General features: G+C 71.0%; 8 protein-coding genes and 1 other RNA gene. 6 read left to right on the top strand and 3 right to left on the bottom strand.

Features of this window, described 5'->3' with window-relative positions; genetic code table 11:
• Positions 1-82 precede the first annotated feature (82 nt).
• Entirely contained in the window at positions 83-1,576 is a 1,494-nt protein-coding gene (locus tag DT073_RS13585; protein ID WP_124293869.1) for a dicarboxylate/amino acid:cation symporter, read from the top strand.
• Between the two features lie 38 nt (positions 1,577-1,614).
• Here the strand turns inward: DT073_RS13585 and DT073_RS13580 are convergent, their stop codons facing one another.
• From DT073_RS13580 to DT073_RS13570, 3 genes are read right to left on the bottom strand one after another with little or no spacing between them, the layout of a single operon-like run.
• A complete protein-coding gene (locus tag DT073_RS13580) occupies positions 1,615-3,924 on the bottom strand; it encodes a transglutaminase TgpA family protein (protein WP_240638620.1) in 2,310 nt (769 codons plus the stop codon).
• Positions 3,911-5,161: a DUF58 domain-containing protein gene (locus DT073_RS13575; protein ID WP_124293868.1), complete on the bottom strand. Its 1,251-nt coding sequence runs from the start codon at positions 5,159-5,161 to the stop codon at positions 3,911-3,913. Before DT073_RS13575 ends, DT073_RS13580 begins: the two co-directional genes overlap by 14 nt.
• A gap of 4 nt (positions 5,162-5,165) precedes the next feature.
• Positions 5,166-6,149 carry an AAA family ATPase gene (locus tag DT073_RS13570; RefSeq protein WP_240638861.1) on the bottom strand — a complete coding sequence of 328 codons (984 nt, stop codon included), beginning with the start codon at positions 6,147-6,149 and terminating at the stop codon, positions 5,166-5,168.
• A gap of 161 nt (positions 6,150-6,310) precedes the next feature.
• Between DT073_RS13570 and ffs the strand changes: the two genes are divergently transcribed.
• From ffs to DT073_RS13545, 5 genes are all read left to right on the top strand, one after another.
• An RNA gene (gene ffs, locus DT073_RS13565) (signal recognition particle sRNA small type) lies at positions 6,311-6,407 on the top strand.
• Between the two features lie 46 nt (positions 6,408-6,453).
• Positions 6,454-8,607, top strand: coding sequence for a phosphate acetyltransferase (gene pta, locus DT073_RS13560; RefSeq protein WP_124293867.1), 2,154 nt, complete (start codon positions 6,454-6,456; stop codon positions 8,605-8,607).
• Positions 8,604-9,845, top strand: coding sequence for an acetate/propionate family kinase (locus DT073_RS13555; RefSeq protein ID WP_124293866.1), 1,242 nt, complete (start codon positions 8,604-8,606; stop codon positions 9,843-9,845). The genes pta and DT073_RS13555 overlap by 4 nt, the downstream gene beginning before the upstream one ends.
• Positions 9,846-9,963: 118 nt before the next feature.
• Entirely contained in the window at positions 9,964-10,710 is a 747-nt protein-coding gene (locus DT073_RS13550) for an HAD family hydrolase (RefSeq protein WP_124293865.1), read from the top strand.
• Positions 10,707-13,238 (top strand): glycoside hydrolase family 65 protein, encoded by a 2,532-nt coding sequence (locus tag DT073_RS13545; protein ID WP_124293864.1) that lies wholly within the window; start codon positions 10,707-10,709, stop codon positions 13,236-13,238. Before DT073_RS13550 ends, DT073_RS13545 begins: the two co-directional genes overlap by 4 nt.
• Positions 13,239-13,265: the final 27 nt, after the last annotated feature.

Here is a 13,265-nt window from a genome sequence, read left to right as displayed (position 1 = left end):
GACCGCGTGAACCCCCCGGCTCGCCGTAGCCTCGACCAGGCCGTCCCCACCCCCGGATGACCGACGCCCCCACAGGAGAGATATGAGTTCCGCCCCGAGCGCTGCCACCGCGCCCTCCCGGCCCACGCCCGAGAAGACCCGCGCCCGCCGCATCCTGACCTCGTTCGGGTTCCAGATCACCGTCGCCCTCGTGCTCGGGGTCGTCCTGGGTCTGGTGGCCCGACAGATCGGCCCCCTCGCCGACGGCACCCCCAACGCGCTCGCCGCCACGGTGAACACGATCGGCGACTCCTACGTCACGCTGCTCAAGACCGCGGTCATCCCGCTCATCTTCTTCGCGATCGTCGCGAGCATCGCGCAGCTGCGGCGCGTGACCAACGCCGCCCGTCTCGCGGGGCAGACCCTGCTGTGGTTCGCCATCACCGCCCTCATCGCCGTGTCGATCGGGATCGTGCTCGGTGTCACCATCCAGCCGGGTGCTCGCGTCGATCAGGCCGCCCTCACCGCCGCCGAACCCACGACGGTCGGCACATGGTGGAACTTCCTCGTCGGTCTCGTGCCGCAGAACTTCCTCGGCCTCACCGTCTCGACGTCGGTCGACGCCGAGACGGGCGCCGCCTCGTCATCCGTCGGGTTCAACGTGCTCCAGGTGATCGTCGTCGCGGCCGCGGTCGGGATCGCCGCACTCAAGCTCGGCCGTCGCGCCGAGCCGTTCCTGGCCTTCACTGAATCCACGCTGAAGGTGATCCAGCGTGTGCTGTGGTGGATCATCCGCATCGCGCCGCTCGGCACCCTCGGCCTCATCGCCTCGGCGGTCGTGGAGTACGGCTGGGAGAAGCTGACCACCCTGGCGTGGTTCGCGCTCGCCGTCTACGCGGGCCTGGCGCTCGTGCTGTTCGTGGTCTACCCGACGCTTCTGCGCACCCACGGCCTGTCGATCCGGCAGTACTTCTCCGGTGTCTGGCCTGCCGTCCAGCTGGCGTTCGTCAGCCGGTCGTCCATCGGCACGCTGCCGCTGACCCAGCGGGTGACCGAGCGCAACCTCGGTGTCCCGCGCGAATACGCCTCCTTCGCCGTGCCCTTCGGGGCGACGACCAAGATGGACGGCTGCGCGGCGATCTATCCCGCGATCGCGGCGATCTTCGTGGCGCAGTTCTTCGGCATCGACCTGTCGATCTGGCAGTACGTGCTCATCGCCCTGGTCTCGGTCGTCGGCTCGGCCGCCACGGCCGGGACGACCGGGGCGACGGTGATGCTCACCCTGACGCTGTCGACGCTCGGTCTGCCGCTCGAGGGCGTCGGACTGCTCCTCGCGATCGACCCGATCCTCGACATGGGGCGCACCGCGGTCAACGTCGCAGGCCAGGCGCTCGTGCCGACGATCGTCGCCGCGCGCGAGGGCATCCTCGACGCCGGGCTCTACGACGCCCCCCGTGGCGCCGTGCCCTTCGACGACGACTCCGCCGATGACGTCGTCGTCGACGAAGACGGGCGGACGGATGCCGCGGAGCGGCCGAGCGCCGACGAGTTCGAGGGCCCCTCGGCGGACGCGCAGCTGCAACGCTCTTCCCGCTGACCCCATCCCGCCGCCCGCCTCCCGCCGCCGGCGGTCGGTCAGCCGGCCGGGCGGGAGGTGCCGCGGCCGGCGCCGGCGTAGAGCGACCCGGGGCGGATGATGAGCGAGCGCGGCACGACGAGCGCGAGAAGGCGTCGCGCGGGTTGCGCCGCAGCCAGCACCTCCGCCCGCACCTCGCTCGCCGCGGCCGCGGTCGCCTCGCCCTGACCGAAGCCGTGACGCCCGCCGGGCGCGTAGCTGGCCCGCTCGATCGCCCGGATGAGCACACCCATGGCCTCGGCGGGGGCCCCGGCCTCGGCGATGAGCCGGGCGCCGAGCGCCCGCGGACTCTCGCTGACCGGCGACGGGATCCCGAGGTCGATCGCGGTGTCCTGCACGATGGCCCACGCGGCGGCGGCGTCGCCGGACCGCGCGGCCGACAGCTGCTGCCTCCTCCGCAGATCTCTCACGATGAGCGGGATCGCCAGCACCACGAGGACGGCGAAGACCACCGTCACCGTCGGGAGAGCGTCGACCCCGTCGTCAGGGGCGGCGGTGCCGGCCTCCGGGGTCAGCGGCTCGCCCGTGTCGGGGTCGACCGCGTCGGGCACGTCGGCGGGGGCCGATGGTTCGGGGGCGTCGTCCGCGCCGTCGGCGGTCTCTCCGGGGGCCGAGGCCTCGGGGGAGAAGCGGGTCGGCTGACCCAGGCCGTTGGTCGGTTCGAAGGGGATCCATCCGACGCCTTCGAAGTAGATCTCCGGCCACGCGTGCAGCTGTCCCGACATCACCGAGTACACCGTCTGGAAGTCCACGGCGTCGCCGGTCGAGGTTCCCGGCAGGTACCCCACGACGATGCGGCTCGGCATGCCGAGGGTGCGCGCCATCAGGGCGAACGCCGAGGCGTAGTGCACGCAATAGCCCTCCCGCACCTCGAGGAAGCGGGCGACCGCCTCGGCGCCGCTGCCGTCGAAACCCTCCTCGACGGGCGCTTCGAGCGAATAGCGGAAGTCGGCTCCGCGGAACCAGCTCTGCAGCGCCAGGAGCGCGTCGTAATCCGACGCCGCCCCGGCTGTCACCTCGGCGGCGAGCTCGCCGACGATGGGAGGCAGATCGACGGGCAGCCCGAGGGTGTCGGCGCGGACGCCCTCGCCCCCGGCCGACCGGGCGCGGATCTGCTCGAGCGTCGGACGAGGGACGCTGGAGAGCACCTCGTAGTCCTGACCCTGCGTCCCGCCCTGTCGGGCTTCGACGGTGCGGTTGTAGGGGAACGCCCCCCACACCCCGTCGAGTCCCTCGATGCCGGTTGCGGGGTACGACACGGGCAGCCACGAGGAATTGAGGTTGCGGATCTCCACCGTCGTCGAATACTCCGCGACCTGGATCTCGGGATCGACCGGGAGGGCGGTGAGCGCCTCGGCGCTGTCGAGCGGATAGGAACGCCCGCTGTCGGGCTCCCACACCGCGCCGGTGAACTCGGTGAGGGTCGTCGCCCGGAGGTAGGGCGGGGTGGGCGCGTCGCTGCGCATCTGCAGCACCTCGACCTCGCGCGGTCGCCGCAGGTCGTCGCCCAGCTGAAGGGTGGCGTCGATGCCGGGACCGGGGCCGAGATCCCCCGACCCCGGCCGGATCGCGGGCTGGGGGAGGAGCGGGGTGGCCACGAGGGCGACGACGACGGCGATGGCGCCGATGCCGATCGCGGTGGCCGACACCCCGGACGCCGACCCCCCGGACGCCGACGAGCCGGTCGCGCGGGTCGACTCCGCACTCCCCGCCCCTTCACGCGTCCGGGTGTCGGTGCGGATGAGGAAGAGGATCGCGGCGGCCAGCAGCACGAAGGCGACCACGTCGATCTCCGCCGGCACCGCGATCGCGGGGATGAGGGAGACCGCGATCAATCCGACGCCCGCGAGCAGCGGCATCCGAGCCGTGAGGACGACGTGGTCGATGACCACGGCGAGGAGCCCCGTCGCCCCGACGATCAGCATCGAGAGCGGGGCGCTGGGAGTCAGCGGCGCGACCCCGAGCGCGATCTCCTCCCCGGCGGCGGCGAGGATGTCGGGAAGCTCGCGGAACGTCTCCACGGTCGGAATCACCAGGAGGAAGGCGGTGTCGCGGAGGAACACCACGGTGACGAAAGCAACCCACACGACCACTTCGATGAGCGACACCGCCAGCGCCGGCAGCCGGAAGCGTCGCGCGACGTATCCGGTGGCGAGCACCACGGCCACGATCACCAGGGTCCCGAGGAGCCATCCCGTGGGGCGGACCACCCGCATGAGGGGGAGGAGCGCCGCGATCAGGGCGGCGAAGACCCCGGCCGTGAGGAGCAGATCCGCACCCCGGCGCGATGACGGCTCAGCGGAGGGCACGGCTCACCCCCCGCTCGCCCGCGGCGGCCCACTCCTGCACCAGATCGCCGTCGGGATCGAGGTGGACCGCGTGCCAGCCGATGTCGCCCGCGCGGTCCAGCGCGCCGCTGCGCGGCGAGGCCGCGAGCAGCACGGCGAAGGTCGAGTGGTGGACGATCGGCGCGAGCGCGTCGACGTCGGCGGGGTCGAGGCGTCCGGTCAAGACGATCACCGGCCCGGTCATGACACCCGCGAACTGACGGGCCAGGCGCGGAAGGTGGTCGTCGCGTCGCGCCGTGACCGTCGCGAACCGGGTGACGAGGTCTTCCACTGCCGCGGTGTCTCCGCCGTCGATTCGTGCGGCGAGGGCGGTGCCGTCGCTGTCGAGCACGCTCACGCCGTATCCGTCGCGCACCAGCCGTGAAACCACCGAGACGCACGCCGCCACCGCCGTCTCGAAGGCGTCATCGGCTCCCGGCTCGTGGAGGGCTTCGGTCGACCACCGCAGCACTCCCCGGTCGAGGACGACGGTCGCCTCCGGGGTCGCTTCCTGCTCCTCCTGACGCACCATCAGCTCGTCGCGGTGGGCGGTCGCCCGCCAGTGGATGCGCCGCATCGAATCACCGGGCGCGTAGGGGCGGGCGATGAGATTGTCGGCGCCCTGACCGGGCTGATTGTTCTGCGTCTGGAGTGTGCCCCCGGCTTCACCGGCCAGACCCGTGAGGGGTGGCAGGTCGATCACGGCGGGGGCGACGGTGACACGGGTGCGCTGACCGTACAGGGTGCTGCGGCGAGCGAGGGCGAAGGGGTCGGCCGAGTGCACCCGCAGCGGACCGAGATGGTGGATGCCGCGGCGCACCCCGGTCACGGTGTAGGCGAGGTCCACCGTGCGATCCGAGCCCCGCAGCCCCGAACCGAGCGCAGGGAAGACCCCCGCCGCCGCGCCCGCCAGCCCGGCGGGGAGCGTATCGGTCCAGGTTCCGGGGGGCGTCGGCAGCGCGGTGCGGACGCCGACGCGCACGCGGACGAGCGACGCGCGACCCACCCCGACGGTGTCCGGCGCCAGCGAGCGGGTGACCGAGTCGGCGTGGCGGGTGAGGTAGAGCGAGGCCACCGCGGCGACGAGGACGGCGACCAGCAGCATCCCGAAGTACATCAGCTCGGGGATCCCGACCTCGCTCGCGACGACGAAGCAGACCAGCGCCAGAAGCGCCGCACCGGTTCCGCGCAGCGTCAGGGGCCAGAGTCGTCGGAGCATCGGATCACTGCCGTGCGGCGATCGGCACCCGCACGCTCGCGGCGATCTGTTCGAGCACCGACGAGATGACATCGGTCATCGACTTCGCCCGGGCGCCGCCGGCGGATCGGGTCGGGATGAGCCGGTGCGCGAAGACGGGGATGAGGAGCGCGGTGATGTCGTCGGGGATGACGAATCCGCGGCCGTCGAGGGCGGCCCAGACCTTCGCGGCCCGCACCAGCTGCAGCGTGGCGCGGGGGCTGGCCCCCAGACGCAGGTCGGCGTGGGTGCGGGTGGCCGCCGCGAGCGCGACGGCGTAGTCCTCGATCGCCGGTGCGACGTGCACCGCGCGGGCCCAGGCGATGAGGCCGGCGATCTGGGATGCGGAGGCGACGGGTCGGATGGCGTCGAGCGGATTGACGGTCTCGCGCTGACGCAGCATCAGTGCCTCGGAGCGGGCATCGGGATAGCCCATCGAGATGCGCATCATGAAGCGGTCGCGCTGGGCCTCGGGGAGGGCATAGGTCCCCTCCATCTCCAGCGGGTTCTGCGTCGCCACGACGAGGAACGGGTCGGGAAGGAGGTGGGTCGCTCCGTCGACGGTGACCTGCCCCTCCTCCATGGCCTCGAGGAGGGCGGACTGCGTCTTGGGGGAGGAGCGGTTGATCTCGTCGGCGATGACGATGTTGGCGAACACCGCGCCGTGCTTGAATTCGAACTCCCGCGCAACGGGATTGAACACGCTCACCCCGGTGACATCGCCCGGCAGCAGGTCGGGAGTGAACTGGATGCGACGCACCGTGGCATCCACACTCGCGGCCAGCGCTCGGGCGAGCATGGTCTTCCCGACGCCCGGGACGTCCTCGATGAGGAGGTGGCCTTCGGCGAGGAGGCACACCAGGGCGCTCCGCACCGCGTCGGGCTTGCCGTCGATCACCCGCTCCACCGAGGCCACGATGGCCTCGGTCAGCTGCGCGAACTCCTCGGCCGACGCCGGTCGATCGGGCAGGGCGGAGCGGACGGACGCGACCTGCTCGGTCGTGACGGGGTGATCCATGGGGTCCTCTCGGACGGCGCGCGGGCCGAGCATCGGCGCTCGTTATGCGATCGTAACCGCCGACGGGAGAGGAGGGCCTGGGAATCCCCCGACCTCTCCCGGGGTAGACTGGCGTCAGCTCTCCGCGAGGCGGCATCCAGGCCAACTCCCCCAGGACGGAAACGTAGCAAGGGTAACCAGGCTCTGCCGGGTTCGCGGAGAGTCTTACTTTTCCCGGGAACGTGCCCGGTGAGGGCCCCGCCCATAGGCTGGACAGGTGGCGCAGAGCATCTACATCACCTCGGCCGAGGGTCACTCGGGCAAGTCGACGATCGCGCTCGGCGTGCTCGACGCTCTCAGTCACGCCGCGTCGCGCGTGGGGGTGTTCCGCACGATCGCCCGTTCCACGATCGAGCCGGACTACGTCCTCGAGATGCTCCTCGACCACGACGGCGTCGACCTGCCGTACGAGGACTGCATCGGCGTGACCTACGACGACGTGCGCCGCGATCCCGAGCAGGCGCTGGCGACCATCGTGGAGCGCTACCACGCCGTCGCCGCGGCCTGCGACGCCGTGGTGGTGCTCGGCAGCGACTACACCGACGTCGGCAGCCCGGCGGAGCTCACCTACAACGCCCGCATCGCGGTGAATCTCGGAGCTCCGGTGCTTCTCGTGCTCGGCGGCCGCGCCCAGCACGGGCAGGGTGAGCAGCTGGGTACCACCATCGCCCGCACACCCGCCGAGATGGGCCAGATCACCGCGCTCGCGCTCGCCGAGCTCGCCCACGAGCGTGCCGAGCTGTTCGCCGTGGTCGCCAACCGCGCCGACCCCGATCGCCTCGACGACGTCGTCGCCGCGATCTCGGGCGTGGTCTCCGCGTCGCGGGGCGCGGGCGATTCCGCGGCGGGCGGCGTAGCGGTGCCCGTCTGGGCGCTTCCGGAAGACCGTCTGCTGGTCGCCCCGTCCGTCCGCGACGTCGCCCGTGCCGTCGATGGTCGCCTCATCAAGGGTGATGCCGACCTGTTGACCCGCGAGGTGCTCGGAGTGGTCATCGCCGGCATGTCGATGGTGAACGTGCTGCCGCGACTGACCGAGTCGGCGATCGTGGTGATCCCCGCCGATCGCACCGAGGTGCTGCTCGCCACCCTGCTGGCGAACTCGTCGGGCACGTTCCCGAGTATCGCCGCGGTCATCCTCAACGGTCCCTTCCCGCTGCCCGAGCCGGTCGACACCCTCATCGACGGCCTCGACTCGTCGCTGCCGATCATCGCCACCGACCTCGGGACCTATGACACCGCGGTGAGGATCATGGGGACGCGGGGCCGTCTCGCCGCCGACTCGCAGCGCCGATACGACACCGCCCTGTCGATGTTCGAGCGGCACGTCGACACCGACACCCTGGTCACCGCGCTGGGACTCGCCCGGCCCACCGTCGTCACTCCGCTGATGTTCGAGTACCGCCTGCTCGAGCGTGCGCGCGCGCAACGCCGCCGGATCGTCCTTCCCGAGGGCGACGACGACCGCATCCTCCGCGCCGCCGCCACGGTGCTGGCTCGGGGCATCGCCGACCTGACGATCCTCGGCGAGGAGATCGAGGTGCGGAACCGGGCGATCGAGCTCGGGATCGACATCCGCGACGCCCAGGTCATCTCGCCCTTCGACGCCGTGCACGTCGACCGCTTCGCGCGCGAGTACGAGCGACTGCGCGCCCACAAGGGGGTCACCTACTCCCAGGCGGCCGACACGGTGACCGACGTGTCCTACTTCGGGACACTCATGGTCCACCTGGGACTGGCGGACGGCATGGTGTCGGGCGCGGCGCACACGACCGCCCACACCATCCGCCCGGCGTTCGAGATCATCAAGACCAAGCCCGGCGTCTCGGTGGTCTCCAGCGTCTTCCTCATGGCGCTGGCCGACCGCGTGCTGGTGTACGGCGACTGCGCCGTGATCCCCGATCCGACGGCGGAACAGCTCGCCGACATCGCCATCTCGTCCGCGGCGACCGCTGAGCAGTTCGGCATCGAGCCGCGCGTGGCGATGCTGTCGTACTCGACCGGGGAGTCCGGCTCCGGGGCCGACGTCGAGAAGGTCCGGGCGGCCACGGCGATCGTCCGCGAGCGGGCACCCGAGCTCCCCGTCGAGGGCCCGATCCAGTACGACGCCGCCGCCGACGCCGCGGTCGCGGCCGCCAAGGCCCCCGGTTCGGCTGTCGCGGGGCGGGCGACGGTGTTCGTCTTCCCCGACTTGAACACCGGGAACAACACCTACAAGGCGGTGCAACGCTCGGCCGGAGCAGTCGCGATCGGTCCCGTGCTGCAGGGGCTGAACAAGCCCATCAACGACCTCTCGCGGGGCGCGCTCGTCGACGACATCGTCAACACCATCGCGATCACGGCGATCCAGGCGCAGGGGGAGGACGGACAGTGAACCCGGTCCTCGTCGTCAACAGCGGATCGTCGTCGTTCAAGTACCAGCTCATCGACATGACGGGGGAGACCCTGCTGGCATCGGGACTGGTCGAACGCATCGGACAGGCAGGCCCGGGGCGCGCGATCCACACGGTCCATCAAGCCTCGCTGACGGGCCCCGCGACCACGATGGTCGATGCCACCTTCGAGCGCGAGCTCCCGATCCCCGACCACACGGCCGGTTTCGGGGTCATGCTCGAGGCCTTCGCCGAGAACGGTCCGTCGCTGACCGACACCGCCCCGGTCGCGGTCGGGCACCGGGTCGTCCACGGCGGCGCACGGTTCTTCGAACCCACCCTGGTGACACCGCTCGTCGAGATCAACATCGACGAGCTGTCGGTCCTCGCGCCGCTGCACAACCCGGCGAATCTCGCCGGCATCGTCGCGGCCAAGAAGGCCTTCCCCGGCGTCCCCCACGTGGCCGTCTTCGACACCGCGTTCCATCAGACACTTCCGCCCGCCGCCTACACCTACGCGATCGACGCCGAACTCGCCGCGACCCATCGCATCCGGCGCTACGGCTTCCACGGCACGAGCCACAAGTTCGTCAGCGAAGCGGCCGCCGCCTTCCTCGGGCGCCCGACGACCGAGCTCCGTCAGATCGTCTTCCACCTCGGGAACGGGGCGTCGGTCACCGCGATCGAGGGCGGTCGATCCGTCGAGACCTCGATGGGCCTCACACCGCTCGAGGGGCTCGTGATGGGCACCCGCTCGGGCGACGTCGATCCGGCGGTGCTGTTCCAGCTCTCCCGTCGTGCCGGGCTCTCCATCGACGAGCTCGATGCGCTGCTGAACAAGCGCAGCGGACTGCTGGGGCTCGCCGGGGTGTCGGACATGCGGGACATCCAGGCCGGGATCGACCGCGGCGACGCGGCGGCCGCCCTCGCGTTCGAGGTCTACGTGCACCGGCTCCGTGCGTACGCGGGGGCCTATCTCGCGCAGCTCGGCGGGGTCGACGTGATCTCCTTCACCGCCGGCGTCGGTGAGAACGTCCCCCGTGTGCGCGCTGCGGCGCTGGCGACCCTCGGGTTCGCCGGCGTCCTGGTCGATCCTGCGCGAAACGACGCGCGCGAGCGCGGCATCCGGGTCATCTCCGCCGATGATTCGGCGGTCACCGTGCTCGTCGTCCCGACCGACGAAGAACTCGAGATCGCCCGGCAGACCCTGACCGTGGCGGGACGCACCCCGGCCCCGTAACGCGCTCGAAACCCCGGCGTTCACCCGCCTCGATCGCGGGCCACTACGCTTTATCCGTCCCTCTCGCTGCTCCGTGCCTCACCCCCCGGCAGGAGCCTCGCTCGCGTATGGAGAACCCGTGACCGCCCCCGCCCTTCCCGACCTCACCACCTACGACGGCGTGCTGTTCGATCTCGACGGCGTCCTCACCCCGACCGCCGAGGTGCACATGCACGCGTGGCGGACGATGTTCGAGGAGCTCTTCGCCGCGTGGGACGTCACTCCGCCCTACAGCGACGCCGATTACTTCGCCCACCTCGACGGCAAGAAGAGGTACGACGGCGTGGCGAGTCTGCTGCGCAGCAGGGACGTCGAGGTTCCGTGGGGAGAGCCGTCCGATGCCTCCACCGCCGACACGGTCTGCGGAATCGGCAACCGCAAGAACGACGTCTTCGCCCGGGTGCTCCGAAGCGAGGGCATCGCCCCCTACCCCGGATCGGTCGCCCTTCTGGACGTCCTCATCGCCGCGGAGGTGCCCATCGCGGTGGTGTCCAGCTCGAAGAACGCCGAGGAGGTGCTCGCCGTCGCCGGCATCCGCGACCGCTTCTCGGTCGTGATGGACGGCGTCATCGCCGAGCGCGACCATCTGGCCTCTAAGCCCGCGCCCGACGTCTTCGCCGAGGCGGCTCGGATGCTGGGCGTCGACCCCGCGCGCAGCGCGGCCGTCGAAGATGCCCTGAGCGGCGTGCAGTCGGCCGTGGCCGCCGGTTACGGGCTCGTGGTCGGGGTCGACCGTGGCGCCGGTGCCGAGACCCTGCGCGACGCCGGCGCCCACGTCGTGGTGAGCGACCTCGCGGAGTTCGTCGAGAAGGAGATCCCGGCATGATGGACCGCGACCGGTTCCCCGTCGATCCCTGGCGGCTGATCGAGAAGCGGTTCTCCCTGGAGGATCAGGGCGTCACCGAGACGCTGTTCTCCGTCGGCAACGGCTACGTCGGACTCCGGGGGAACACGCCCGAGGGGCGGCACGCCCACGAACACGGCACGTTCATCAACGGGTTCCACGAGACCTTCCCGATCCACCACGCCGAGCAGGCCTACGGCTTCGCCGAGGTCGGCCAGATCATCGTCAACGCGCCCGACGCCAAGATCATGCGGGTCTACGTCGACGACGAACCGCTCTCGCTCGACGTGGCGGATGTGCGCGAGTACCACCGCGAGCTCGACATGGAGAGCGGCGTGCTGCGCCGCCGTGTGCTCTGGGTGACCCCCTCCGGCAAGGAGGTGCTGATCGAGGACGAGCGCATGGTGTCGTTCGAGGAGAAGCACCTGGTGATCCTCCGACTCGACGTCACCGTGCTGAACGCCGACGCCCCGGTGACCATCAACTGCCAGCTGATCAACCGGCAGGACGGCGAGGACGTCTACGGCGGGTCTCCCGCGCCGGCGAAGAAGGCCGGATTCGACCCCCGGCGCAGCGACAAGATCCACGAGCGGGTGCTCCAGCCCAAGGAGTACTGGCAGGATCGCGACCGCTCGGCCCTGGCGTACCAGGTGACCGACTCGGGGATGACGCTGGCCGTCGTCGCCGACCATGTCGTGGAGACCGAGAACCACTACTCGGCACGGGGTATCGTCGAGCCCGACATCGCCAAGAACGTCTTCCGCGTGCAGGCGCGAGCAGGAGTCCCCATCCGGGTGACCAAGCTCGTCAGCTACCACACCTCGCGGGGCGTCCCCGCCCGGGAACTCGTCGACCGCTGCCGGCGCACCATCGACCGTGCCCTGGCCGAGGGCGTCGCACACCAGTTCGACCGGCAGCGGGCGTGGCTGGACGCGTTCTGGGCGCGCAGCGACATCCGGATCGAGGGCCAGCCCGAGATCCAGCAGGCCACCCGCTGGTGCCTGTACGAGCTGGCGCAGGCCGCCGCGCGGGCCGATCAGCAGGGCGTGCCGGCCAAGGGCGTCACCGGATCGGGCTACAGCGGCCACTACTTCTGGGACACCGAGGTGTACGTCCTGCCGTTCCTGGCCTACACGACGCCGCTGTGGGCTCGCAACGCGCTGCGGATGCGCTATCTCATGCTGCCCGCCGCGCGCCGGCGCGCCTACCAGCTCAACGAGGCCGGCGCCCTCTTCCCCTGGCGCACCATCAACGGCGAGGAGGCCTCGGCCTACTACGCCGCCGGTACCGCGCAGTACCACATCAACGCCGACGTCTGCTTCGCCCTGGCGAAGTACGTGCGGGCGACCGGCGACACCGACTTCCTGTACCGCGAGGGGGTGGACATCGCCGTCGAGACCGCGCGGCTGTGGACCACGCTGGGGTTCTGGCGCACGTCCAACGGCGACGCGATCGAGTCGTTCCACATCCACGGCGTCACCGGGCCCGACGAGTACACCACCGTCGTCAACGACAACCTCTTCACCAACGTCATGGCGCGCTTCAACCTGCGTTTCGCCGCCAGGACGCTTCGGGACATGGCCGAGGGCGATCCCGATGCCTACCGCGTGACGGCGGAGCGGCTGTCGCTGGATCCGGCCGAACCGGAGCATTGGGAGCGCGCGGCCGAGGCCATGCACATCCCCTTCAGCACGGCGCTCGGCATCCACCCGCAGGACGAGATCTTCCTCGAGCGCGAGGTGTGGGATCTCGAGGCGACGCCGGCCGACAAGCGTCCGCTCCTGCTCCACTTCCACCCGCTGGTCATCTACCGCTACCAGGTGCTCAAGCAGGCCGACGTCGTCCTCGCCCTCTTCCTGCAGGGGGAGCATTTCTCCGACGAGGACAAGCTCGCCGACTTCGAGTACTACGACCCGCTGACGACGGGGGACTCCACCCTGTCGGCGGTGGTGCAGACGATCCTCGCCGCCGAGGTCGGCTATCAGGAGCTGGCGCTGGACTACTTCCGGCAGGCGATCTTCGTCGATCTCGCCGACCTCCACCACAACGCGGCCGACGGCGTGCACGTCGCCTCGGCGGGTGGGGTGTGGACGGCGCTCGTCAGCGGCTTCGGCGGCATGCGCGATCACGCCGGCGAACTCTCGTTCGACCCGCGTCTGCCCGCCGGATGGGAGGAGCTGTCGTTCCCGCTCCGGTGGCGTGACACTCCGGTCTCCGTGGCGATCCGCGCCGCCGAGATGCGCGTGCGGATCGAGGGGGAGGTGCCCCTGATCTTCAGCGTGCGCGGGACGCCCTACGTGGTCGCGCCCGGAGAGGAGGTCGTCGTTCCCCTGGAGAACCAAGGACCGGTCATCCCCGGCCGGCCGTCGCTGACGCAGTTCGCCGATGTGCGACTCGAGGACGGCACGACGCTGTCGGCGTCGGTGCCGACGGTCACCGCCTCCATCCCGATCATCACCTCCCCGGTCCCCGCAGCGGCTGGGGAGCCGGAGCCCGCGACAGAACGGTGATCCCGTTCGTTGCGGAGGGGGAGGAGA

This window comes from Microbacterium sp. ABRD28 (assembly GCF_003850245.1).
In the GTDB taxonomy this organism is placed as follows: Bacteria; Actinomycetota; Actinomycetes; order Actinomycetales; family Microbacteriaceae; genus Microbacterium.
This window is presented reverse-complemented; position numbering and strand designations above follow the sequence as displayed.

Excerpts from the sequence above, each read along its gene's own strand:
- DT073_RS13585 (WP_124293869.1), top strand. The coding sequence starts at position 83 with ATGAGTTCCGCCCCGAGCGCTGCCACCGCGCCCTCCCGGCCCACGCCC.
- DT073_RS13575 (WP_124293868.1), bottom strand. The coding sequence starts at position 5,161 with ATGCTCCGACGACTCTGGCCCCTGACGCTGCGCGGAACCGGTGCGGCG.
- DT073_RS13545 (WP_124293864.1), top strand. The coding sequence starts at position 10,707 with ATGATGGACCGCGACCGGTTCCCCGTCGATCCCTGGCGGCTGATCGAG.